The sequence below is a fragment of the Halorussus sp. AFM4 genome (assembly GCF_051194995.1).
GTDB lineage: Archaea > Halobacteriota > Halobacteria > Halobacteriales > Haladaptataceae > Halorussus.
In genome coordinates this window covers 832771-856060 of sequence record NZ_JBNTJT010000001.1, presented here as the reverse complement: position 1 = coordinate 856060, position 23290 = coordinate 832771, and the positions used below count along the sequence as shown (strand labels likewise).

Sequence of the window (23290 nt, the reverse complement as noted above, 5' to 3'; positions counted from 1 at the left end):
GGACGGCCGTTCTACGACCGGCTCAGGTCCACCGTCTCGACCCGTTCGGGTACCAGTTCCAGCGCGTGGGCTGGCCAGCCGTGATGGGCCAGCGTGAACGCCGCGTCGGGGTTCGCCTCGGCGAGCCGGGCGACCCCCTCGGCGGCCGACCGGTACCCCTCGGCGTCCATGCGCTCGGGCACCTCGGCGGTCAGGGGGTAGGTCTCCGAGAGGTCCCGCGGGAACGGGCCGAACGGCGCGACCACCCGCCAGGACTCGTCGTAGCGGTCGCTGGGGCCGCCCTCGGTCAGCAGGACGTCGCCCTCGGGGTCCAGCCGCGCCAGCCGGTCGTGGTGGCGCGCGACCTCGGGCCGGCGGGCGCTCTCGCCCGAGAGGTAGAAGAAGGCGCCCTTCGAGGTCCGGTCCTCGCGCTCGAGCTGGGCGGCGTGGTCGCCCAGCGCGCGGTAGCCGTCGAGCATCGCCGGGTGGGCCCGGGCCCGGGTCTCGACGAGTTCGAGCAGGTTCCCGGCGCGGAGCGCCTGCTTGACCGTCCGCATCTCCCGGAAGGTGACGTGGAGGTTGTGCTCGGCCAGCAGCTCCTCGCGCTCGCGGTCGTCGAGGCCCCGGAGTTCGGCGGGGGTGTAGTCGGTGCAGACCGGACACGAGCAGGGGAAGTAGTCGAGGTCGTCGAGCAGTTCGGTGCCCCGGACCGTGAGGTAGCGGTCGTCGCGGGCGTACAGCGCGTAGGCCGCCGAGTCGAAGAGGTCACAGCCCATCGCGACCGCCAGCGCGAACATCATCGGGTGGCCCGCGCCGAACAGGTGGACCGGCGCGTCGACCCCGAGCCCGCGCTTGGCCGCGGCCACCGCGTCGACCATGTCGGCGTACCGGTAGTCGTTCATCAGCGGGACCACCGCGCCGACCGGGAACACGTCGAGGTCGGTGGCCTCGGCGTGGCGACTCGCCTCCTCCCGGAGGTCGGGGTAGGTCGACCCCTGGACCGGCGCGTTCACCAACATCTCGCCGACGTCGACGCCCTCGGCGACCTCCAGCCGCTCCTGCGTGGTCGCCAGCTCCTCCTCGGCCCGCTCGCGGGGCACGTCCGGTGGCGTCGGGATGTCGACTGGCGTCCCGATGTCCGAACCGATGTCGCGCTGGAACTCGAGGATCTCCGGGGTGGTCACGTCGATCTCGCCGTACTCCGCGAGCTGGAACGACCCCGAGTCGGTCATGATGGCGCCGTCGAAGCCGAGCACGTCGTGGAGGCCGCGGTCGAGCGCCGCCTCGCGGTAGTCCTCGCTGCCGTAGAAGATGTAGGAGTTGGTGATGAGTATCTCGGCGCCGAACTCCGATCCGAGCCGCGAGGGCTCGACCGTCCGGACGTGGGGGTTGACCACGGGCAGCAGCGCGGGCGTCTCGACGGTGACGCCGGCCCGGGGCACCGTCAGCTCCCCGATGCGACCGTTAGCGTCGTGGTCGCGGATCTCGAAGTGGTCTCTCATTGCCCCGCTGTTGCCGGAGTGGGCGGGTAAGGGTTCCGTTCGCCGGCGCCACTCAGAACGTTTATCTGTGAGCTGTCCGACGTGAGACCATGCGACGCCGCGCCCTCCTCGGCGTCGTCGGCGCGACCGCCCTCGCCGGCTGTGGCGGTCGCCTCGGCGGCGACCCGACGGACAGCGAGTCCCCGACCGAATCGCAGACGACCGACGCGACGCCGACCGCCACGACGGACCCCGCGCCCCGGCTCGAACTGGCGAGCAGCGAGCTCGTCCGGTCGAACGAGGGGTCCGAGAGCGAACTGGCCCGGGTGACCGGGACGGTCCGCAACGTTTCCGAGAAGACGGTCCCGGAGGCGACGGTGACCGCGACGTTCGAGGACGCCGACGGTGAACCGCTCGACAGCGCGACCGCGAACGCGTCGGACCTCTCGCCCGGCCGGACGTGGTCGTTCGAGCTGGTCTACCCCGGCACCGGCGAGGACGCCCGCGCGGTCGCCGACTACTCGCTCGCGGTCGAGACCGGCGACTGAGGCCGTCGGCCGCCGTCCCGCTGTTCGCCCATTAAACGCGGATATTTCTCGCCGAGAGCCGACGGGGCTGCGCGATAAACTACGATTCGCGCGATACACTACGCGTCGTTCTGGTCGACGGTACACCCGCCGTCACGGCCGACGGTACGACGCCGCCAAAAAATGAGTCCGCGAATCGCTTACTCTGCGGTCTCGTTCCGGGTGATCTCGTAGCTGAACCCGATGACGTTCTCGGGCATGACCCGGAGGTCCCAGCTGCCGGCCTCGGGGTCGTCGATGCGGTAGACGAACTGCTGGCCGCCGCTGCGGAACGAGTACTCGCCCTGCTGCTGGGCGTTGGGGTCGTTCGACTCGCTCAGGTCGACGTAGCCGCTGTCGGAGACGCGGACGCGCTCGGCGTCGACCGCGGTGCCGTCGGGCTTGACGAACGTCACGTCGAAGCTCGCCGGCTCGGAGTCGCTGCTGGTGCCGTAGCCCGACCGCGGCGAGAGGGTGAGCGTGATGTTCTGGGCGTCCTCGCTCACGTCGAACGACGTCTCGAACGGCTCGTCGGGCTGGTTCCAGACGTCGAAGTTCATGCTGACGCGCTGCCAGTAGTTGTTGTCGTCGTCGCGGTGGGGGTCCTTCAGACCGAGGTCGAGCTCGCCGCGGTAGCGGTTACTCTCGGCGTCCTCCGGCGGGGAGAACGTGACGGTGACGGTCGCGGTCTCGCCCGCGCCGATGCTCGACGGGGCGTCGATGTCGACCCACGAGGGGTCGATCTTCGAGGAGCTGCTGCCGTGGTACCGGTCGCGCTCGGTCTTGTACTGCGGGCTGAGCGGGACGGTCTCGTCGCCGTTGTTCTCGATGACGATCTGCTTGGTCGCGGTGTCGCCGGCCTCGACCTGCCCGCGGAGGTAGGTGTTCGAGACGATCTCGACGGTCGGCTTCTTCCAGACCTCGACGCTGATGCCCGCGGCGTGGACCGGGCGGGCGGGGCGGCCGGGGTAGGTCACCGTCTCGTTGGTGAACGCGATCTGGCCGCTGTAGTGGCCCATCTGGGCGTCCTTCGGGACCGAGACGGTGACGGTGAAGGTGGTCTCTCCGCCCGCGGCGACGGTCGAGTCGCCCTCGATGGAGACCCACGACTTCTCGAGGAGGTTCTCGCCGACCGGGGGCACGTAGACGTGCGGGTCGAGCTCGACCTCGGCGTCCTCGCGGTTGGCGACGGTGACGTTGAACGTCGTCGACTCCCCGGGCTTGAGCTCCGGATAGTCGTAGTCGCTCTCGACGTAGAGCTTGGTGTAGTCCGTCGACTGCTCGTCGGAGTCGTCCGAGTCGGACGCCGAACTGCCGTCCGACCCCGCGTCCGAGGCGGTCTCGGTCGTCTCGTTCGCGTCCTGTGCTGCCGATACTGTCGAGTCTGTCAGGGCGGTCGAGTCGGTGGCCGACGGGGTCAGCGCCGTCGCGGCGGGTACCGACCCGACGACCAGTACGATGAGGGCTAGCGTTCGGAGTTTCATGTCTCTAACGCAACTCGCGCTCACGGACGGCTCCCGAGTGTGGAGGGCAGTCGCGGTGGCGGAGTTGCTCGTTTGATGTAACTCAGGTAAGGCTTAAATGTTTTACGAGCTATGATTCGACCGGTTAATTCCTCCCTGATACCGTTCTGACGGTCTATAATTCCGGCTCGCCGACGTTCTCCGGTCGCTCGCTCGCCGAACGCTGGCCCGCCGCCCACCGAACGCTGGCCCGTCGCTCGCTGAGCGCTGTCCCTCTCAGTCGCCAGACTCCGCCGTTCGGTCGCCGAGCGGTCCGCGAGTCAGTCGCCGAACGCCTCGTAGTAGAGCACGCCGAGGGTCGTCCGGGCGTCGCGGATCTCCCGGCTCGCGACGTGGTCGCGCAGCGCCTCGAACGTCGTGGTGTCGACCCGGATGGACTCGTCGGCGTCGAGCTGCTGCTCGGCGGTCGGCGTACAGCCCCGGGCCACGAAGAAGTGCAGGACGGAGTTCGCCACGCCGTTGGCGGGTTCGACGCTGGTGAGCAGCTCGACGCCGTCGGCCTCGTGGCCGGTCTCCTCGCGGAGCTCCCGGCGGGCCGCGGCCGCGAGGTCCCCGTCGTCGGGCTCGGTCCCGCCGACCGGGAGGCTCCGGTTGACCCGCCGGACGGGCTGGCGCCACTCCTCGATCACGACCACGTCGCCGTCCGGCGTGAACGGGAGGACGACGACGCTCTCGGGTTCGGCGAGGTAGTCGAAGTCGGTCTCGGTGCCGTCGGGGAGCCGGACCCGCTCGCGCCGGACGTCGAAGCCCGGACAGGAGTAGGCGACCTCCGAGTCGAGCAGCTCCCACGCCAGCGGGTCGTCCGACGGGCGCTCGCCGGTCGACCGGCCGTCCGGCGCGCGCTCGCCCGGGGCGTTCTCGTCGGTCATACCCGTTCGTCTCGCGGCGAACGCGAAAAAAGGTGTCATTCGGCCGGGCGGCTCCCCGGTGCCCGTTCGATTTATCGACGTCCCGCGCCAACTCCGAACGGGGGTCCCAGCATGAGCGAAACGACACGGAGAGACGACGACATCGGGGGGTACGTCTCGGCGGCGACGGCCCTGATCGGCGGCTGGATCGTGGTCGGGGCGTTCGTCTTCGCACCGATACCCGCGGCCAACTTCTGGAACGACGTCGTGGTCGGCGCCGCCATCGGCATCATCGCCGGCTACAACGCGCTCCAGGCCGACGACCCGGAGGGCATCAACACCGGCGCCGCGTCGCTGGTCGCGCTGCTCGGCCTCTGGATGGTCGTCGCGCCGTTCCTCTTCGAGACGACCGGCGCGGCCTCGTTCTGGAGCGACGTGATAAGCGGCGCGCTGGTCGCGGTCCTGGCCGGCTACAACGCGTACCGGTCCCGGGGCGTCGAGCGTCGCACGCCGACCGCCGACGCGGAGACCCGGTAGCCGAGTTCAGCCGGTCGTTTTTCGCGGCGTTCGTCGCGCGTTCGGAGCGACGGCTGCGTCCGCGTCCGGCGCGAAGCCGCCGCGGCCGGAGCACACTTCCGGGTCGCGGCCGGAGTTCTGACGGGAGAGACCGTGGCTTCGATACCACCGATACTCGACATCCGAGACGACCTGCGCCGCGCCCGCGAGGAGACCGACGCCGACCTGGACGACGAGCTCGAGACGGTGTACGACCGGCTCGACGCGTTCGCCGACCAAGACCTGGGCGACGTCGAGGGCGACCTCGACGTGATCGACAACGAACTGCTCCGGGTCGAGGAGCTGCTGGACGACGAGGAGGCCGCTCGCGCCCTCCGGTCGGCGCGCAACCGCATCCACATCTACCGGGAGAGCCGCGAGCAGACCGACGAGGACCTCGCGGTCGTCGACTCCGGGGTCGAGGAGGCCGAGGACGTCGGCCCGGCCGGACTGCCGCCCGTCGGCGAGGTGACGTTGACCGCCACGGTGGCCAACACCGGCGACGACACCGAGGTGGTGCCGGTCGCGGCGTTCTACGACGAGGACGGCGAGGAGGTCGGGACGGTCGAGGGGCCGGCGTTCGACCTCCCGGCGGGCGTCGAGCAGCGCATCCACTTCGACGTCGACGTGCCGAGCGAGGCCAGCCTCTACGGGGTCTCGGTCGTCGAGGTCGCGGGCTGAACGTACCGGACGTTGCGCTCGACGCGTTCGTCGCCCCAGTCGAGGTAGTAGGTCATGTCCGGGTCGCCGTCGCCGACGTTCTCGTCCGAAGGGCCGCCCATGAGGGAGTCGTCGTTCAGCTTCCAGGTCTTCGTCTCGCCGGCGGGAACGAGCATCGAGATCCGCGACACGGGCGTGTGGGCGACCATCGGACCGGCGCGGTTCAGCCCGGCGACGAACCGGCCCGGCACGTCGCTGTCGTTGGTCACGCTCACGCTGATCGTCGGGTTCTCGGAGGCCACGACCTCGTCCGGGAGGTCGGCCGAGACCGATAACGACGGCTCCGGACTGACGAGCCGCCGCCGGAGTTCGTCGTCGGGCCGCCACTCGCCGCCGGGCCACGCGAGCGCGGCCTCGTCCGGCTCCCCGGACTCGACCGACTCCGGCAGCTCGAACAGGAGCAGCCCCTCGCCCGAGTCCCCGTCGTAGCGCCAGTTCTTCTCGCCGTGGAACCGCCAGATGCGCCGCGACTGCTCCATCGTGACCGGCATGCGCGCCGTCTCGCCGAGTTGGAACGCGAAGTCGTCGGCCGACGGCGGCGCGGGACCCTCGGCGGTCACGTCGAGCAGGAGGTACTGGCCGTCGGTCGGGTGGACTCCGATGGAGTCGGGCGTGCCCCTCGTCACCAGTCCCGGCTGGAGGGCGTCGACCGCGATCGAAACGTCGGCGTTCACGGTGGTCTCGTCTGTGGTGCGTCGGTCGGTCGTCCCGGTCGAGTCGGCCGTGGTTCCCGTCGCCGCGTCAGTGGTCGAGTCGGTCGTCCCACCGGTCCGCGTTCCGCCGAGGCAGCCCGTGAGACCCGCGACGGAGGATCCAGTCAGGGCGAGGAGGGTGCGGCGTCGCATGGCCGCGGGTTCCGCGGGTGCCGGTAAATGTTTTCTGTCGGACACGGACCCACGACCGGAGTCTGGTACCCGACCGCGGCGCCCGGTCCCGCGTATCGCAAACCTTTCGGCCCCGCGCTCCGCTGTCTCCGCCATGGTGCTTCCAGAGGGGTTCGCGCTCCCGCCGCTGCCGTACCTGGTGGTCCTGCTGGCGGCGGTGGGGCTGGTCGGCGGGGCGCTGGTCCGGGCCGACCCGGCCGTCTCCGACCGGACCGTCCTGGCGCTGGCGCCGTGGGTGGTCGTCGGGTCGAGCCTCCACGCGCTGTTCGTCCTCGGCTGGGCGCCCGCGGCGGTCGAACCGCTGCTCGGCACGCCCGCGGTCTACCTCTCCACGTTCGCCGTCGCCGGCGTCGTCTGGCTCGCGGCGATTCGGTCGGACGCGGCCCCCGAGCGGCCGCTGGCCGCGGTCGGGACGCTGACCGCGCTCGGGGTCGTCGGCTACGCGCTGGCCCGGGGCGCCCCGGACGGCCTCCGGCTGTTCTGGCCGCTGGTCGGGCTGGTCGTGGCGACGCTGCTGGCCGCGGCGCTCTGGGCCGCGACCCGGCGGACCTACCCGGGCGTGACCGCCGCGACCGGCGCGGTCGGCGCGCTGGCGCTGTTCGGCCACGCGCTCGACGCGGTGTCGACCGCGGTCGGCGTCGACCTGCTCGGGTTCGGCGAGCGGACCCCGATCTCGCGGGCGGTGCTCGAGGTGGCGGCGTCGCTGCCGACCGCCGAGGCCATCGGCGTCGGGTGGCTGTTCGTGCTCGTGAAACTCGTCATCGCCGAAGTCGTGGTGGTGCTGTTCGCCGACTTCGTCCGGGAGGACCCCCGGCAGGGGTTCCTGCTGCTCGGGGCGGTGGCCGCGGTCGGCCTCGGCCCGGGCGCGCACAACCTGCTACTCTTCGTCGTGACCGGGTAGCCGCCCGCTCCATCGCGGCAACTGCCGGTCTCTCCGAACTCCGGCAGTCGACCCTGCGCCGTTTCTACTCGACTCGCACTGCGGTTTCCGACGCCGGCTGGGGCCTCGATTCGCGTTCCCGCCAGCGTTTTGACGGCCGGGTGCGTACCGTGGCGGTATGTCGCGCGCAAATCGCCGCCACGGTCGCCAGCCATGGTCGACGTAGTCACCGCAGGCCACGTCAACTGGGACGTGACCCTCCGGGTCGACGCCCTCCCGACGCCCGACGGCGAGGCCCGCATCGACTCCCAGATCCGGTCCGGCGGGGGCAGCGCCGCCAACGTCTCGGTCGCGCTGGCCGGCATGGCCTTCGACGCCGGCCTGATCGGCAGCGTCGGCGACGACGAGACCGGCGAGTTCGCCCGCCGGGGGCTCGAGGCCGCGGGCGTCGACTGCTCGCACCTGCTGGAGGTGCCCGACGCCGAGACGACCACCAAGTACCTCATCGTCGACGAGGAGGGCGAGGTGATGGTGCTGGGCAACGAGGGCGCCAACGAGGCGGTCGCACCCACTGACGTCGACCCCGAGTACGTCGCCGGGGCCGACCACCTCCACCTGACCAGCCAGCGGCCCGACACCGCCGCCGAGCTCGCCGGGGTCGCGACCGACGCGGGCGTCAGCGTGAGCTTCGACCCCGGCCGGCGGCTCGCCGAGCGGGACTACACCGAGGCGCTGGCCTACTCCGACGTCGTCTTCCTCAACGACCGCGAGGCCCGGGCGCTGCTGGACAGCGACCTCGAACACCCCTCCTCGGAGCTCCACGGCCGGGTCGTCGTCATCAAGTACGGCGAGGACGGCGCCCGGGTCGACACGCCCGCGGCCTCCTACGACCACCCGGGCTTCGACGCCGAGGCGGTCGACACCACGGGTGCGGGCGACGCCTTCGCCGCCGGCTTCCTCGCAGTGCTGCTCCGTGACGGCGGGGTCCTGGCCGAGGGCGCCGACTACGAGCGCGCGCTAGAGTTCGCCAACGCCTGCGGCGCGCTGGCCGCGACCGAGGAGGGCGCCCGGACCGCGCCGACCTTCGAGGAGGTCGAGGCGTTCCTCGACGAGCAGTTCCCCGGTCAGGCCTGAAACGCCGCTCGACGACCCACCCGGTCGGAACCCGCACGCTTTTTCTCCCGCTCGCGAGAACCCACCCCCATGGCGAAACAGCCCCATCTGCTCGTCGAGGAGGGCGACGTGAACGACATCGCGCTCATCCCGGGCGACCCCGGCCGGGTCGACCGCATCGCCGGCCTCTGTGACAGCTCCGAGGTCGTCGCGGAGAACCGCGAGTACAAGGTCGTCAACGCCACCTACGAGGGCACCGACCTCACGATCTGCTCGACCGGCATCGGCTGTCCCTCCGCGGCGATCGCGGTCGAGGAGCTCTGCGAGGTCGGCGTCGAGACCGTCATCCGGGTCGGCACGACCGGCGCGCTCCAGGAGGGCATCGAGATCGGCGACATGATCGTCGCGACCGGCGCGGCGAAGAACGAGGGCACCAGCAAGCGCTACGAGTCGGTCGAGTACCCCGCAGTGCCCGACTACGACGTCCTGACCGCGCTGGTCGACTCCGCGGAGGCCAACGACGAGGACGTCCACGTCGGCCCCATCGCGAGCGACGACGCCTTCTACGCCGAGACCGACGAGTACGTCGCCGACTGGGAGGCCGCCAACATCCTCTCGGTCGAGATGGAGGCCGCCGCCGTCTTCTCGCTGACGCGCCGGCGGGACATGCGGGCCGGCGCCATCTGCACCGTCGACGGCAACCTGGTCGAGGGCACCCAGAAGGGCGAGACCGAGGACGACGAGCTCCCCGAGAAGGCCAGGGACAACGTCGAGCGCGCCATCCGCATCTCGCTCGACGCCGTGGTCGACCTCGCGGCGTAGCCGCGCGGCCCGCGCCGAGCGGCCGGACCGACCTCCCGGCCCGGTGCGCCGGCGGCACCGGCGACGGCCGGCGTTCGCCGGCTTCCGGGTCGGAGACGCCGGTCCGCGAGCGGACAGATACTTGAGGCGCGACCGCCGACGTGTCGGTAATGTCGGACGGTCTGCGCTCGCGGTATCACGCCGCTCGCCGGCGGCTGCGCCGGTTCGAGCGGCGCGAGGTGCGGGAGTTCCGCCGGTGGATCGAGCACACCTCCAACCTCATCCACCTCTCGGTGCTGCTGCTGGTCCCGCTGCTCATCGCGGCCGTGACCGCCCTCGCGAACTCCGTGGACGTGCTGCCGTTCGTGCTGTTCCCGCCGCTGGCGTCGGGCACGTTCACCCTGTTCGCCGAGCCGGAGGGCAGGTACGCCTCGCCGACCAAGTTCGTCGGCGGCCTCACGGCCGGGGCGCTCTGCGGCACCCTCGCCATCTGGGTCGGGCTCCACACGTCGATGCGGGACCCGCTGGGCGCGAGCGGCCTGCTCGTCTCGCCGGTCGAGGCCGCGCTGGCCATCTTCCTCACCGGCGGAGTGACGTGGGCGCTCGACTTCGAGGAGCCCTCGGCGTTCTCGACCGCGCTGCTGGCGCTCATCGCGCCGGCGTTCAGCGACCCGGTCGGCTTCGACGAGTTCTTCCTCCAGTTCGTCGTGTCGGTGTTCGTCGCCAGCACCATCGTGGCCGGCGCGTTCCACGTCTGGCGCGAGCAGTTCTACGAGCGCCGGTCGCGCTTCCTCTACCAGTCGACGAAGGGCGACGACCACGTCCTGGTCCCGATGCGCGGCGAGCGGAGCCACGAGGCCGCCATGTTCGGCGCGCGGCTCGCGGCGGCCCACGACGCCGGGAAGGTCGTCCTGCTCGACGTGGTCGACCGGGAGGCCATCGAGGAGGCCGCCCGGACCATGCAGGTGCCGACCGGCGACGCCGACACAGAACTCGTGGACCCGGTGGCCGCCGAGGCCGAGGGCGCCGAGACCGAGGAGGTCCAGGTCGCCGAGGAGTCGGCCCAGCGCCTGGAGACCGAGGCCAACCGCATCGAGACCAAGGTCGGGGTCCCCTGCCAGGTGGTCGTGGTCGGCGACGGCGAGGACCCCGCGCGGACGGTGCTCAAGACCGCCCGCGAGACCAACTGCGACCTCGTGGTCACCCCCTACGAGGAGGAGAGGGGCAGCCTGTCGGGGTTCGTCCGGGGGCTGTTCCGCAGCGACATCGACGCCATCGCGTTCCGGTCGGCCGGCGGGTCGCGCGAGCGCTGGAAGCGGGTGATGGTCCCGATCCGGCGGCCCGGCGACACCGCCCACGCCATGATCGACTTCGCCCAGCGGCTCACCGGCCTCGCGGGGTCCATCAGCGTCTGCACGTGCATCGACCGGGAGAACGAGCGCCGGTCGGCCGAGGCCACGCTGGCGAACCTGGTCGAGACGTTCGAGGGGTCGTTCGAGACCCGGGTGTCGCGGGCGTCCATCGAGTCGTTCCTCGCGGCCAACGACGAGTACTACGACCTGGTCATCGTGGGCGCGAGCACCGACCGGTCGGCCGCCTCGCGGTTCGTCTCGCCGCCGACGTTCGAGCGCATCCACGACCTCGACTGCGACGTGGCGGTCGTCCACCGGGGCTGACGCGGTCGGCGGCCGCCTCCGGGACCGGCTATCCGAACCCTTCTGATTCGATCCGGGACTCCGGGATACCGAGTCGCTCGGCGGTCCTCACGAGGTCGTGGACCATCGCGTTGATGCCGCAGGCGTACACCTCGGCGTTCGCCGGGTCGATGCGGGCGTCGACGCCGGATCGCGGCGGCTCCCGGAGCCAGCGCTCGCAGTGCTCGCCCAGGCCGGCGGTCACCGCCGTCCGGTCGGTGTGCTTGAGCAGCGCGTGCTGGACGTAGTCGGTCTCGCCGTCCCACTCCGAGAGGACGGGCTCGCGGGTCAGACACGGGACGAAGTGGAAGTTCTCGCGGGTCCGGTGGAGTTCGCGGAACGCCTCCCGGTACGGGAGGTCGTCCTCCCAGGCCGCCCCGAGGAACAGCCAGACGTCCCGTCTGGTCCCCGCGTGTTCGTCCAGGCCGGTCTCGAAGAGGTAGTCTATCATGCTCTTGAACGGCGCGACCCCCGTCCCGGTGGCGAGGAACACCGCGTCCCGCGGGGAGGGGTCCTGGAGGACCAGTTCGCCGTACGGGCCGCGTATCGTCAGCTCGTCGCCGACGGCCAGGTCGGTGCAGAGCCGCGGCGAGAGCCGCCCGTCCGGGACCCGCCGGACGCAGATCTCCAGCTCCTCCTCCGTGGGCGAACTCGCCAGCGAGTACGCCCGCGACGTGCCGCGGTATCGGACACCGACGTACTGCCCGGCGAGGAAGTCGACGTCCGCCTCCGTCCGGAACCGGACGGCCGCGAGCATGGGTCCGGACCGCTCGAACCGCTCGGCGAGCGTCGCGACCCGGCGGGCGAGCGCCGGACGGCCGTCGCGACCGAGCCGGGCCGACAGCCGCCTGCAGTCGTCGGCCCCCTCGACCGGACCGTACTCGTCGGCGACCCCGCGGTCCTCGAGCCAGCGCGCGACCGCGGCGGTGGCCTCCGCTCGCCGGTCGCGGTCCATCCGGGTGACGTCCGTGACGCGGGCCGACCTGGTGACCAGCGGGAGGTCGTCGATGGCGTCGTGCTGGGACTCGTGGTCCCGTACCGGTGCGACCATACCGAAAGCGGGCCCCGGGACAGGAAATACGTGGCGATAGCCGGAGGCGCCCGAGTCGCGTCGGCGCCGCGCTGCGCTACGCGACCGCCGAAACCCTGGCGCGGTTGTCGGGACCGGGAGTCGCCAACGCCGGCGAGACGCCCCCGCGTTCGGCCGACGACGACGGGCGGGTCGGTCGCGCCGTCGAGACCTCCCCGCTCTCCCGGATCACGACGACCGTCACGTCCTGCCGCGTCCGGGTCCGGACCCGCTCCCGGAGGGCGGCCGCCGTGCCCGTCGGACCGCCCACGGTCCGGATCGTCACCGCGGTGGGGTGGCGGAGGAAGAGCTCCGTCCGATACGACACGTCGGTCGAGAGGACGCGGGCGTCCGTCTCGGACGCTACCTCGGAGACCGTCCGTTCGAACTCCGCGTTCTCCGCGACGTTGATGGTCGTGACGACGAGCGCCGACGAGAGCACGAGGACGGCCGCGAGGAGCAGGGCCGCGCGCCGGACGACCGCTCGCCGGGCGGCCCGCTCGGCGAACCAGTGTTCCGGCCGGTAGCCCTGGACCCAGAGCGTCCCGAGGCTCGCGACGTTGATCGACAGGACGTTGATGAGGACGAGGACCCCGGCGCTCACGGCGGCGGTCGGGTCGCCGTAGGCGATCCCGAGACCGACGGTCGCCGCCGGCGGGATGAGGGCGACGGCGATGGCGACCCCGACCAGCGCGACGCTCGTCGTGGACGTGAGCGACATCGCACCCGCCACGCCGGCGCCGAGCGCGACCACGAGGGCGAGCGCGCCAGGATTGATGCGTTCGGCGACCTGCTCGACGAGGAGCAGGTCGGCGTGGGGCATCACCGTCGCCCGGATGAGGCCGGCGAACGCGGCGGCGCTCGCGACCGCGACGAGCAGGCCGAGGAACTGCGCCTTCACGCTCGTGCGGAAGAGGGCGTCGTCGTCGAGGATGCTCCCGACGCTCGCGGCTATGGGCGGGCCGATGAGCGGGGCGATCACCATGGAGCCGACGACCACCGCGGCGCTGTTCATCAGCAGCCCGGCCGTGGCGATGATCGTGCTCACGACAGTGAAGACGACGTAGTTCGGCGTTATCGGCGCGACCGCCGCGGCCCGAGCGCGGAGTTCCTCTCGTGCGATCCGACCCTCGGTCTCCTCGACGGTGCTCTCGGCGGTGGGTCCGTCGTGCTGCTGGCGCTCGAACCGGTCGGACAGGACCGTCTCGAGCCTGCCGACGGTCACGTACCCCTCCCGCTCGATGCCTATCGCTCGAAGCTCGTCCACCAGGGCCTCCACGTCCTCGGGCCCCGCCGGGACGAACACGAGCGCCGCGTAGTCGCGCCCCGAGGTCTCGTCGGTGAGGAAGTAGTCGACCTCCTTGTCCGACAGCACTCGCTCGACGCCGTCGCGCTTGCCGACCGGCACGGCGATCTGGAGGAGCCGCATGTCCGGGAGTCCCGCGCCGGCTCAAATAACCTTGGGGAACGCGGCGCGGGACCGCCGCTCGACCTCGCCGAGCGGCGGCCTCGACGGACTCACCGCTTCGCCGACTCGCCGGAGAGCCGGTCGGCGACGCCCTCCATCCCGTCGCTGCCGAGCGCCGACCGCACCAGCAGGTGGCCGCCGATGGTCGTCGGGCTGATGACCGAGTCGGCCCCGGCGCGCCGGAGCTTGTCGACGTTCTCGCGGTCGGTGGCGGCCGCCACGATGCGGATGTCGGGGTTCAACTGCCGGGCGGTCAGCACCGCCAGCGCGTCCTCGGCGTCGTTGTTGGTGGCGGCGACGACGGCGCGGGCCTCGTCGATGCCGACCCGGCGCAGCGGCTCCTGGTCGCTCGGGTCGGCCCTGAGGACCTTGAACCCCCTGTCGCCGAGTTCGGTCGCGCGCTGCGGTTCCGGCGTGACGACCACGAACTCGGTCTGGCCGTCGAGTTCGGCCAGGATGGGTTCGGTCAGGTCGCCGTAGCCGAGGACGATGACGTGGTCTTCGAGGAGTTCGAGCTGTGATTCTGTCATTCTTCCGAGTGCAGTGGCGAGGCGGGCCTCGATGGCGGGCCCCAGCAGCGAGGCCAGCGCGATGGCGAAGCTCGCGGTGCCGAGGACCACGACCGTCATGCCGAACAGCCGGCCGGTCTGGGTCGTCGGCGTGAGGTCGCCGTACCCCACGGTGCTGGCGGTGACCAGCGTGTAGTAGAAGGCGTCCAGCGGCGTCTCGACGTTCTGGAAGTGGTCGGCGAGGGCGTACGTGCCCGTGGTGCCGTACACCTGCACGCCAGCGAGCGCGGCCAGCGCCGCGAGCTGGGTCGTCGACAGGTCGAGCTCGCGGTCGAACCGGTGGCGCGCCAGCGCGACCACCGGCAGCGACGCGAGCGACACCACCACGAGCGGCAGCGAGTACGGGCTCGACTGGACCAGCCCCTGGACCGCGGTCAGCGGGAGCAGCAGCGCGGTCGAGTACCACGCCACCCGCAGACCGCGGCGCATGCCGAGCGCGCTGGCCAGCATCAGGAAGCCGGTCAGCGTCCCGGTGAACCCGGCGGTCTCCTGGGCCCACTGGGGGATCCCGCCGCCGAAGAGGTTCCGGGTCGACGCCGCGGTGAACCCGATGCTGGAGACGCCGGTGGCTATCGAGAGGACCGCCACCGCGAACGTCAGCGTCACGGCGAGCCGGACGCCGACCCAGCCGCGACGAGTTCCCGCCTCCATACCGGTGGTTCTCTCGGTCCCGATTAAAAAAGGTCGGTAGTTCTTTGGGGGTGGTCTGTCTGTCCGGAACGTAACGCATGCCTCTCGGTCCCGACCTCGTCGTCGATCTGCTGCTCGGCCTCTACCTCGGGGTGCTGACCGCCGTCGTGCCCGCGCTGGTCGCGTGGTCGCTCGGGTTCACGTTCAAGTACTTCACCGGCGTCACGATCCCCGGCTTCGGTGTCCTGGTGTTCGGCGTCGCGCTCGCCGGCATCCAGGGCGGGCTGCTCGGCCTGCTCGACCCCCAGTTCGTCACCTCGCCCACCGCGCTGGTGTCGGCGCTGGTCGTGATGATGGCGACCCTCTACGCCCACGCCCAGGGCGACCGGATGGGCGCCGAGCTCCCCCGCCGGTTCACGTTCCGGGGGCTCCGCGAGCGCGGGCTGTCGGCCGACGCCGTCGAGCGCGTGGGCCGGTTCGGCCGGGTCCGGGTCCGGGTGACCGGCGAGGTCGGCGACGTCGAGGGCTACCCGTCGCTCTCGCCGGAGCTCCGGGCGACGATCCGGGAGGGCGAGTGGACGTTCCCGGCCGACCTCCCGCTGTCGGAGCTCGAGCGCCGGCTGGAGGAGCGGCTCCGGACCGAGCACGACCTCGAGGAGGTGACCGCGAGCATCGACCCGAAGGGCCGGGCGACCGTGAGCGCGGCCCCGCCGGCCGGCGCGCTCTCCCGGCGCGTTCCCCAGGGCCGGCGGGCGGTCTCGGTCGACGCGCTGGTGCCGACCGGGCTGGCCCGCGCCGACGAGGTGACGGTCGCGACGCCCGCCGGCGAGGTCGAGGGGACCGTCCTGAGCGCCCGGTCGGGGCCGGCCGGCGAGTCGCCCGCGGCGACGCCGACCGCGCCCGCCGACGCGGACGCAACTGGCGAGGGCGCGGCGACCGACCCCGAGCCACCGGTGCGGCGGCCCTCGACCGCGACCGGCGCGACCGGCGGGGACGGCCGGGCGACGGTCGCGGTGGCGCGCCGCGACGCCGCGACCCTGCTCCGGGCGGCGTCGGCCGCGGTCCGGGTCCGCGCCAGGGGCACCCGCCGGGAGTTCGAGCTGCTCTCCCTGCTCCGGCGGGACGGCAAGCGGGTCCGCCGGATCGAACTCCCCGCGGGGAGCCCGCTCGACGGCGCGAGCCTCGGGGCGGCCGCGCCCCGCGAGGCGTACGGCGTCGCGGTGCTGGCGGTCCGGCGCGACGGGTCGTGGACGGTCGCACCGCGCGGCGCGACCGACCTCGCGGCCGGCGACCTGCTCTACGTCGTGGGGTCGCGCGCGGCGCTCGACCGGTTCGAGGAGGCGGTCGGGCGGTCGGCCGGCGGGGACGACGCGGCCGAGGACGCCGACCCAGCCGCGACGGCGTCCGACCGGCGAGCCGCTCCGGAGACCGACGACCGGGAGGCGGACCGATGAACCTCCTCGCGGCGCTCGAACGCCCGGCGGTGGCGGTCGTGCGCGTGGTCGGCCTCACGCTGCTCGCCGGCGGCGCGGCCACCCTGGCGAGCCTGGTCTACCGGTCGTACGCCCGCGAGGAGATGCCGGAGGGGCTGGCCGTGCTGGTCGGCCTCGGGGTCGTCGGCGCGTGGCTCAACACCACCACGGCGCTCCGGCAGTTCCTCAGCGCCGGGCAGGTCGTCCCGTCGACCGGCACCGTTGCGGTCACCGTCGCGGCGTTCGTCCTCGGCGCGGGCGCGGCCTCGGTCGGCGCCCGGTCGGGCGCCCGCCTCCTCGCGGGCGCGGTCGGCGTCGACGCCGACGTGAGCCGGTTCGTCGGCGCGGTCGGCCGGTTCGTCGCGGTCGAGCTCCCGGACGAGATCGAGGAGATGGAGGGGTACGAGCCGCTCGACGCCGGGGCCGCCGATGCGCTCGCGGGCGAGACGCTCCGGTTCCCGCGCGGGCTGACGGTCGAGGAACTGCGCGAGCGACTTGTCGCGCGGCTCCGCGACGACTACGGCGCGGCCCACGTCGACGTCGAACTCGCCGACGACGGGACGGTCGAGTACCTCGCGGCCGGCGGGCGCGCGGCCGGCATCGGCCCGACGCTCGCGCCGGGGACGGTCGCGGTCGCGGTCCGGGCGGACCCGCCGTTCGGCGCCGGCGCGGGCGACGTGGTGCAGGTGTGGCGCGACCCCTCGTCGACCGACGGCGGTGCGGCGGCCGGTAGCGACGAGTCCGCGGGTGACGACCCGGAACCCGCCGACTCGGAGGGCGCGGAGCCCGAGCGGGTCGCCACGGCCGAGCTCCGGGCGACGGTCGGCGACGTGGCGACGCTGGCGCTCGACGCCGCCGACGCCGCCCGGCTCGACCCGGAGGCGGAGTACCGGCTGGTGACGCTGCCGACCCAGCCCCGGGCCGACCGGGAGTTCTCCGCGCGGCTCCGGGCGGCCGACGAGACGGTCGGCGCGGTCGAGCTCTCGGCCGACAGCCCGCTGGTCGGCGCGCCGGTCGGGAGCGTCGACGCGACGGTGGTCGCGGTCCGGGACGCCGACGGCGTCGAGACCATCCCGCCCGCCGACCGCCCGCTCAGGGCCGGCGACACCCTCTACGTGGTCGCCCGGCCCGACCTGCTCCGGAAGGTCGAGGCCGCGGCCGCGGGGGACGGGGCGGTCGGCGACGGCGGGACGTCGGGCGGCGCGGCCTCGGCCGTCGGGGCGACCGAGACGCCGTCCGGCGACGAGACGCCGACCTTCCGGCGGGACTGAGGCGAGCGCACCGCCGCCCTCGCATCGGTCGAACGAGGGCGTCACGTGTCGGTCGAACGAGGGCGTCACGTGTCGGTCGGTCGAGGACGTCGCATGTCGGTCGAACGAGGACGTCGCGTTTTTCTGCGAGCGATGGAACAAAGGCCGACGACCACCAACCACCGGACATGGAGTGGAAGCTGTTCGCGGACCTCGCCGAGATCGCCGGCGGGAAGCGGGTCGAGGTCGACGCCGCCCCCGGCGACACGGTCGGCGCCGCGCTCGCGGCGCTGGTCGCCGATCACCCCGGCCTGGAGGACCGCATCTACGACGAGGACGGCGACCTGCGCGACCACATCAACGTGCTACGGAACGGGACGAACGTCCACGCCGAGGACGGCCTCGACACCGAACTCGACGACGGCGACGAGCTCGCGCTGTTCCCGCCGGTCAGCGGCGGGTGAGCGCCCGGGTTCGTCGAGCGACCGTCCGTTCGGAGGCGCCGCCGCGGCGATAGCGGTCGCGCCCCGAGCCAGCCGGAAGCGCTTAACGTCGGGCGACGTTACACCCTCTGAGAATGGGGGACGGGGACACCGAGCGCCGGTCGCTGGACTCGCTGATACCGGGGGATCGCGAGCCGCCGAGTTCGCCGTTCACGCGAGTGCGGCTGTGGATCCTCCTCCGCGGCAGGCGGATGTGGGTCGCGGCGGCGCTGCTGGCCAGCGTGTTCGGCGTGCTGTTGCTCACCTCCATCGTCCGGCCCCTGGACCTCCAGCAGCTCCTCCAGAACACCAACACGGTCCAGACGCTGTTCAGCGCGCTGCTGAGCGGCTCCATCCTGCTGGTCTCCATCGTGGTCTCGATCAACTCCATCGTGCTGTCCGAGGAGATAACCGACATCGAGAGCCAGCGCGAGCGCATCGACGCCTCCATCCGGTACCGCGGCCAGATCGAGGAGTTCATCGAGTCCGACGTGAGCCCGGCCCGCCCCGCGGAGTTCCTCCGGACCATCCTCAAGGTCATCGACAAGCAGGCCAACGACATCCAACGGATCGCCCACGAGGGCGACAGCGAGGAGTTCGCGGAGGAGGCGAAGACGTTCTCCGAGGAGGTGACCAAGGAGGCCGAACGCGCCGGCGACACGCTCTCGGGGGCGAAGTTCGGCTCGTTCAAGGTCCTGCTCGCCGGGCTCGACTACGACTACTCGTGGCAGATCCACGTCGCCCGCCGGTTCAAGCGCAAGTACGGCCACTGCCTGAGCGACGACCAGCAGGAGACCATCGACAACCTCGTCGAGACCCTGAAGGTGTTCGCGACCGGCCGGGAGTACTTCAAGTCGCTGTACTACAAGCGGGAGTTCTCCAGGCTATCGGCCCGGCTCCTGTACGTCTCGCTGCCGACCATCGTGTACATCTCGTACGTGATGCTCGTCCTCGACACGAGCCTCTTCCCGGAGATCTGGCTGCTGTTCAGCCCGTTCCGGATCCGCCCGCTCGCGCTGTTCACCACGTTCTCGTACACCATCGCGCTCGCGCCGTACGTCGTCCTCACGTCGTACGTCCTCAGAGCGATGACGGTCACCCTCCAGACGCTGGCGTCCGGGCCGTTCGTCCTGCGACAGAGCGACGAACTCGACGAGTTCGACTGGAACGACGACGACATCCAGGTGATCGGCCACAGGGTACCGTCGTCCGACGACGGCGAGGGCGGAGGCCAGCCGACCGACGAGAAGCCGGCCGCGGACGACGATTAGGGCCCCGGCGACCTCGGCCGACGACCGCGGGCGGCGCGACCTACCGCGTCAGGTCGGCGCCGAGCACGAAGTCGGGCTCGTCCGAGACGTCGACCCGGCAGAACGCGACGTCGCTGACGTGCCGGACCGACTCGGGGATCAGGACCCGGGTCCGGTCGGCCCCGCGGTCGGCGGCGTCGCGGGCGACCGCGTCGAGGACAACCTGTGCGCTCTTGGCGTCGGCCCACGCGCCGACCCCGTACTCGACCCATCGTTCGGTCCCGTCGGCGCTGTCATCGGCCGGACGCTCGTACTCCCGGACGCGGTGGGCGAACCCGCGGGTCCCGCCGTCCTGGACGACGAACAGGCCGCCGTCGTCGGCCGCGTCCCGGAGGTGCTCGCGGGTGAGCTGGGAGACCGCCCACGTCTCCTCGGGGTCGAGCGCGAGGCCGCCGAGTCGGTCCCGGGCGTCGCTGTCGGTCCAGAACCGCCACGCAGCGTCCGGGTCCGCCGTTATCTCGGCGTCGCTCCCGGCGGTCGCGCCCCGCCCGGCGTCGGCGCGGGGCTCCGGGTGGGCCCACCGGAACTCGGTCGCGGGCTCGAAGCCCATGGCCCGCGACTGGCCGAGGCCGGCGACGTTCCACGAGAACACCATGTTCCGGGCGACGGTCGCCCCTCGCTCGCGGGCCCAGTCGAACAGGTCCTCGGTGACCGCGACGCTGACGCCCCGGCCCCGGAACTCGGGGTTCACGCGCATCCCCTGGCACCACGCCTCCCAGTCCGAGAGCATGACGGCCTGGGCCAGGCCGGCCACCTCGCCGCCGACCTCGGCGACCGCGGTCCGCCGGCGGTCGCCCTCGATCCAGTCGTGGTAGACGTCCGGGATGTAGTCGCCGCCGTCGCGCTCGGGCCAGGTGTTGCTGGTGAACGACTCGATGTCGTCGTAGTCGTCGTGACGCGCCGCTCTGACGTCGACGCTGACGTGCGTGCCGCTCACGCGACTCACTCCCAGGGCACCGAGCGCTCGGTCAGTTCGCCGGCGAGCGGCTCGCGCATCGTCTCGGCGGGGTCGGCGCTGTTCTCCAGCGCCCACATCAGCTTCACCTTGGCGGTGCCGGGCAGCGTGTCGCCGGCCTCCACCACGCCGGCGTCGAGCAGGTCCCGGCCGGTGTCGTACACCCGGTCGCAGACCCGGCCCCAGATGCACTGGCTGGTCATGACCACGGTCGTCCCGTCGTCGACCAGCTCCTCGATGCGGGGGATCCAGTCGGTGTGGACGTGGCCCAGGCCGGTGCCCTCCAGCACGAGCCCGTCCTCGCCGGCGGCCAGGTCGAGCACCGACGCGTCCGTCCCGGGCGTGAACTTGAGCAGCTCCACGTCGGGGTCGAGGTCGGGCGAGAGGTCGAGGTCGCTCTCGCCGCGCTCGGCGTGGTCGCGCCGGAAGCTGATCTCGACGTCGCCGCCGCCGTACGCGGCCTCGCCGAGCGGCTTGCGACCCACGGTCTCGAAGGCGTCGCGACGGGAGGTGTGGTTCTTCCGGACGCGGGTCCCGCGGTGGAGCGCGCAGACGTCGTCGCTCTCGGTGGCGTGCATGCAGACCAGCACCTCGGCGGCGTCGGCCTTGGCGGCCTCGACCGCGCAGACCGCGTTCATCACGTTGTCGGAGGAGGGCCGGTCGGCCGACCGCTGGCTCCCGGTGAACACGACCGGGACGGGGGTCTCGAGCATGAACGAGAGGGCGCTCGCGGTGAACTGCATCGTGTCGGTGCCGTGCATCACGACCACGCCGTCGGCGCCCTCCTCGATCTCCTCGTAGACCGCCCGGGCGAGCTCCTGCCACACGTCGGGGGTCATGTTCTCGCTGAGGATGTTGGCCACCACGCGGCCCCGGTAGTTGGCCCGGCCCGCGAGGTCCGGCACCGCCCGGAGCACGTCCTCGGCGTCGAACTGGGCGGTCACGGCGCCGGTCCGGTAGTCGACCGTCGAGGCGATGGTGCCGCCGGTCGAGATGAGCGAGATCGTGGGGAGGTCGGGGTCGAACTCCACCGCCGACTCCTCGTCGGTCTCGCCGGCGTCGATGTCGTAGACGTCGGTCTCGAGCACGTCGACGTCGGCGTCGTCGCGGTCGATGCCGACGTTGTAGCCGCCCTCCAGCTTGACGACGAGGTTCTCGCCCGTCGTGGAGGGGAGCAGTACGCCCTCGTAGGTCTGGTCGGCCCGCTCGACGCGGACGCGGTCGCCGGGATTCATACCACGGGGTACCGGCGCGCCGGACTTGAAACCATCTTTTCGGGCGGAACGTGTGGTGTGGGGCGACGCGACAGGAGAATCGAGGACGAAGTCAGGCGATAGCCGCCGGACGCGCTCGGTGAGACAAACAACCGGGAAGCGCCCGGCGGACCGACCGACGGGGCGGGACTGAAAGGGGCCGCGCTCCGGACTCCCGCGGCTCGTTGCGCGCTTCAGTTGCTCACTTCGTTCGCTCCCTGCAGTGCTTACTTCGCCGGGGTTCGTCCGGAGCGCGGGGGCTTTCGAGGCGGTCGTCACGACCACTATTGCGCCTGCCTCGTAGAGCGAGCGTCGGGATGCAGTACTCGGACCGATTTACCAATCGACACAGGTCGACTGAACACGCAGCGAGACAGGTCCCCCACGGAAAGACCCATTACGTCGGCAGACACACACTCACCCATGCCCCAGCGCTCAGACCAGCGCACCCGCGACTCGGTCGCGGACGACCTCACCGACGTCCTCGGTGACGACTCCGCGGACGCCGAGCCCCAGTCCTCCGCGTCGTCCTCCACGTCGTTCGCCGGGCGCCTCCGGCACCGCGCCGCCAGCATCTTCTCGCCCCGCGCGTTCCTCTACGCCCTGCTGCTGGCGGGCGCCGGCATGGTCGCCGGCACCGCGTTCGTCCCGATCCCGTTCCTCGAGAACCTCACCGGGCTCGTCGGCGTGTTCGCCGGCGCGTTCGTCCTCGGCCTCGCGGTCGAGCGCTCGACCGTCCTCGAGTCGGCCGCGGCGGGCGCGGTCGCGGCCGGCGTGACCGCGCTGCTCGGCCACCTCGCGCTCGCGGCCGCCGGCGGGCTGGGCGTCCCCATCGCGGCGTTCGGCGCGGGGACCGGGCTGCTGGCGGGCGCGCTCGGCGCGTACTTCGGCGGCGACCTCCGGAAGGGCCTGACCGCAGACATCTAGCGTCGGTCACTCCGCGAGCGTCCACTCCCCGTCGTCGGTCCGGTCGACGAACCCCCGGTCGGCGAGCTCGGCCAGCGACGCCTCGACGACGTGCTCGGGCGCCTCGACCGCCCGGCTCACCTCCTCGACGGTGGTCGCGCCGCCCGCGACCGCCGCCAGCGCGTCGGCCCGGAGCCGGGCCTCCCCGTCGCCGTCGACCGCGTCGCCGAGGCGGTCCTGCACGTCGGCGATGCGGCCGTGGACCCACCGCTGGGCCAGCGACAGCTCGCGCTGGAGCTGCTTGAGCTGGTCGAGCTCCGACGCGAGGTCGGTGGCCGTCGCGACCGCCCCGGCGTCGCCGGTGTCGCTCTCGGCACCGGCGTCCGCGGTGCGCTCGCGTTCGGACTCGTCGACCGGCTCGGCGGCGTCGTCCGGTTGGCTCTCGGGCTCCGCCGACTCGGTTTCGGCGTCCGCGTCCGACTCGTCCGCGCCCTCGTCGGTCTCGGCGGCGTCGAGCTGGACGTTGAGCGAGACGTACCGCCACCGGCTGGCGTCGAGGTTCGCGCTCGCGGGGTAGGCGCTCTTCATCCCGAACTCGTAGGGCGAGACGCTGACCTCCAGCCGGAGGTTGCGCGAGATGGAGAAGTACTTCCGGCGCTGGTCGTCGGTCCGGCTCTCGACCAGGCCGGCGTCCTCGAGCTTCCGGAGGTGGTCGATGACGGCCTTCGGGCTGACGCCGAGGTACTCGCTGATCTCGGTGACGTAACAGGGTCGCCGGGCGAGCAGCCGGAGGATGCGCCTCCGGTTCTCGTTCCCGAGGATGTCGAGTAGCTCGGCGGAGTCCATTCGCTACCGGGGGTAGGAATCGCGCGCCCAAAAGCG

The 23290-nt window shown here is 72.2% G+C and carries 22 protein-coding genes; 12 read left to right on the top strand and 10 right to left on the bottom strand.

Annotation, left to right across the window (positions count from 1 at the left end; all coding sequences use genetic code 11):
- Window positions 1–11 precede the first annotated feature (11 nt).
- Window positions 12–1481, bottom strand: coding sequence for a tRNA guanosine(15) transglycosylase TgtA (tgtA, locus tag ACQUQF_RS04450; RefSeq protein WP_435176140.1), 1470 nt, complete (start codon window positions 1479–1481; stop codon window positions 12–14).
- A gap of 89 nt (window positions 1482–1570) precedes the next feature.
- Between tgtA and ACQUQF_RS04445 the strand changes: the two genes are divergently transcribed.
- Window positions 1571–2008, top strand: coding sequence for an FxLYD domain-containing protein (locus tag ACQUQF_RS04445; protein WP_435176138.1), 438 nt, complete (start codon window positions 1571–1573; stop codon window positions 2006–2008).
- 179 nt (window positions 2009–2187) lie between these two features.
- Here the strand turns inward: ACQUQF_RS04445 and ACQUQF_RS04440 are convergent, their stop codons facing one another.
- On the bottom strand, window positions 2188–3510 hold the full coding sequence (locus ACQUQF_RS04440; protein ID WP_435176135.1) for a COG1470 family protein: 1323 nt from the start codon (window positions 3508–3510) through the stop codon (window positions 2188–2190).
- Window positions 3511–3809: 299 nt separating this feature from the next.
- Window positions 3810–4418 (bottom strand): NUDIX hydrolase, encoded by a 609-nt coding sequence (locus tag ACQUQF_RS04435; RefSeq protein ID WP_435176132.1) that lies wholly within the window; start codon window positions 4416–4418, stop codon window positions 3810–3812.
- A gap of 111 nt (window positions 4419–4529) precedes the next feature.
- On the opposite strand from ACQUQF_RS04435, the gene ACQUQF_RS04430 reads away from it, so the two are divergent.
- Both ACQUQF_RS04430 and ACQUQF_RS04425 read left to right on the top strand, forming a co-directional pair.
- Entirely contained in the window at window positions 4530–4934 is a 405-nt protein-coding gene (locus ACQUQF_RS04430; RefSeq protein WP_435176130.1) for an SPW repeat domain-containing protein, read from the top strand.
- Between the two features lie 132 nt (window positions 4935–5066).
- Window positions 5067–5633, top strand: a complete 567-nt coding sequence (locus ACQUQF_RS04425; protein WP_435176128.1) for a DUF7553 family protein — start codon at window positions 5067–5069, stop codon at window positions 5631–5633.
- Here ACQUQF_RS04425 and ACQUQF_RS04420 read toward each other — a convergent pair.
- Window positions 5600–6517: a hypothetical protein gene (locus tag ACQUQF_RS04420; RefSeq protein ID WP_435176126.1), complete on the bottom strand. Its 918-nt coding sequence runs from the start codon at window positions 6515–6517 to the stop codon at window positions 5600–5602. The two genes, ACQUQF_RS04425 and ACQUQF_RS04420, sit on opposite strands and share 34 nt — an antisense overlap.
- Window positions 6518–6650: 133 nt before the next feature.
- On the opposite strand from ACQUQF_RS04420, the gene ACQUQF_RS04415 reads away from it, so the two are divergent.
- The 4 genes from ACQUQF_RS04415 to ACQUQF_RS04400 all read left to right on the top strand — a co-directional run bounded on the left by ACQUQF_RS04415 (window position 6651) and on the right by ACQUQF_RS04400 (window position 11026).
- The gene (locus tag ACQUQF_RS04415) at window positions 6651–7457 is read left to right on the top strand and encodes a DUF63 family protein (RefSeq protein WP_435176124.1); all 807 of its coding nucleotides are present in this window, start codon (window positions 6651–6653) and stop codon (window positions 7455–7457) included.
- Between the two features lie 192 nt (window positions 7458–7649).
- Window positions 7650–8570 carry a carbohydrate kinase family protein gene (locus ACQUQF_RS04410; protein WP_435176121.1) on the top strand — a complete coding sequence of 307 codons (921 nt, stop codon included), beginning with the start codon at window positions 7650–7652 and terminating at the stop codon, window positions 8568–8570.
- Window positions 8571–8639: 69 nt separating this feature from the next.
- The gene (locus tag ACQUQF_RS04405; protein WP_435176119.1) at window positions 8640–9371 is read left to right on the top strand and encodes a nucleoside phosphorylase; all 732 of its coding nucleotides are present in this window, start codon (window positions 8640–8642) and stop codon (window positions 9369–9371) included.
- Between the two features lie 149 nt (window positions 9372–9520).
- Window positions 9521–11026: a universal stress protein gene (locus tag ACQUQF_RS04400; protein ID WP_435176117.1), complete on the top strand. Its 1506-nt coding sequence runs from the start codon at window positions 9521–9523 to the stop codon at window positions 11024–11026.
- 28 nt (window positions 11027–11054) lie between these two features.
- Here ACQUQF_RS04400 and ACQUQF_RS04395 read toward each other — a convergent pair whose 3' ends face one another.
- The 3 genes from ACQUQF_RS04395 to ACQUQF_RS04385 all read right to left on the bottom strand — a co-directional run bounded on the left by ACQUQF_RS04395 (window position 11055) and on the right by ACQUQF_RS04385 (window position 14801).
- Window positions 11055–12095, bottom strand: a complete 1041-nt coding sequence (locus tag ACQUQF_RS04395; protein ID WP_435176115.1) for a ferredoxin--NADP reductase — start codon at window positions 12093–12095, stop codon at window positions 11055–11057.
- A 76-nt stretch (window positions 12096–12171) separates the two neighbouring features.
- Window positions 12172–13542: a TIGR00341 family protein gene (locus ACQUQF_RS04390; protein ID WP_435176113.1), complete on the bottom strand. Its 1371-nt coding sequence runs from the start codon at window positions 13540–13542 to the stop codon at window positions 12172–12174.
- Window positions 13543–13631: 89 nt separating this feature from the next.
- Window positions 13632–14801 (bottom strand): NAD-binding protein, encoded by a 1170-nt coding sequence (locus tag ACQUQF_RS04385; RefSeq protein WP_435176110.1) that lies wholly within the window; start codon window positions 14799–14801, stop codon window positions 13632–13634.
- A gap of 77 nt (window positions 14802–14878) precedes the next feature.
- Between ACQUQF_RS04385 and ACQUQF_RS04380 the strand changes: the two genes are divergently transcribed.
- From ACQUQF_RS04380 to ACQUQF_RS04365, 4 genes are all read left to right on the top strand, one after another.
- On the top strand, window positions 14879–16234 hold the full coding sequence (locus tag ACQUQF_RS04380) for a potassium channel family protein (protein WP_435176107.1): 1356 nt from the start codon (window positions 14879–14881) through the stop codon (window positions 16232–16234).
- Window positions 16231–17523: a cation:proton antiporter regulatory subunit gene (locus ACQUQF_RS04375; RefSeq protein WP_435176104.1), complete on the top strand. Its 1293-nt coding sequence runs from the start codon at window positions 16231–16233 to the stop codon at window positions 17521–17523. The genes ACQUQF_RS04380 and ACQUQF_RS04375 overlap by 4 nt, the downstream gene beginning before the upstream one ends.
- Window positions 17524–17690: 167 nt before the next feature.
- Window positions 17691–17966, top strand: coding sequence for a ubiquitin-like small modifier protein 1 (locus ACQUQF_RS04370; RefSeq protein WP_435176102.1), 276 nt, complete (start codon window positions 17691–17693; stop codon window positions 17964–17966).
- Between the two features lie 113 nt (window positions 17967–18079).
- Entirely contained in the window at window positions 18080–19255 is a 1176-nt protein-coding gene (locus ACQUQF_RS04365; RefSeq protein WP_435176099.1) for a hypothetical protein, read from the top strand.
- Between the two features lie 40 nt (window positions 19256–19295).
- Here the strand turns inward: ACQUQF_RS04365 and ACQUQF_RS04360 are convergent, their stop codons facing one another.
- Both ACQUQF_RS04360 and gatD read right to left on the bottom strand, forming a co-directional pair.
- On the bottom strand, window positions 19296–20231 hold the full coding sequence (locus ACQUQF_RS04360) for a GNAT family N-acetyltransferase (protein WP_435176097.1): 936 nt from the start codon (window positions 20229–20231) through the stop codon (window positions 19296–19298).
- Window positions 20232–20236: 5 nt separating this feature from the next.
- Window positions 20237–21484 carry a Glu-tRNA(Gln) amidotransferase subunit GatD gene (gene gatD, locus ACQUQF_RS04355; protein WP_435176094.1) on the bottom strand — a complete coding sequence of 416 codons (1248 nt, stop codon included), beginning with the start codon at window positions 21482–21484 and terminating at the stop codon, window positions 20237–20239.
- A 441-nt stretch (window positions 21485–21925) separates the two neighbouring features.
- Between gatD and ACQUQF_RS04350 the strand changes: the two genes are divergently transcribed.
- Window positions 21926–22429 (top strand): hypothetical protein, encoded by a 504-nt coding sequence (locus ACQUQF_RS04350; protein WP_435176091.1) that lies wholly within the window; start codon window positions 21926–21928, stop codon window positions 22427–22429.
- 6 nt (window positions 22430–22435) lie between these two features.
- Here ACQUQF_RS04350 and ACQUQF_RS04345 read toward each other — a convergent pair whose 3' ends face one another.
- Window positions 22436–23254, bottom strand: a complete 819-nt coding sequence (locus ACQUQF_RS04345; protein ID WP_435176088.1) for a metalloregulator ArsR/SmtB family transcription factor — start codon at window positions 23252–23254, stop codon at window positions 22436–22438.
- Between the last annotated feature and the right edge of the window lie 36 nt (window positions 23255–23290).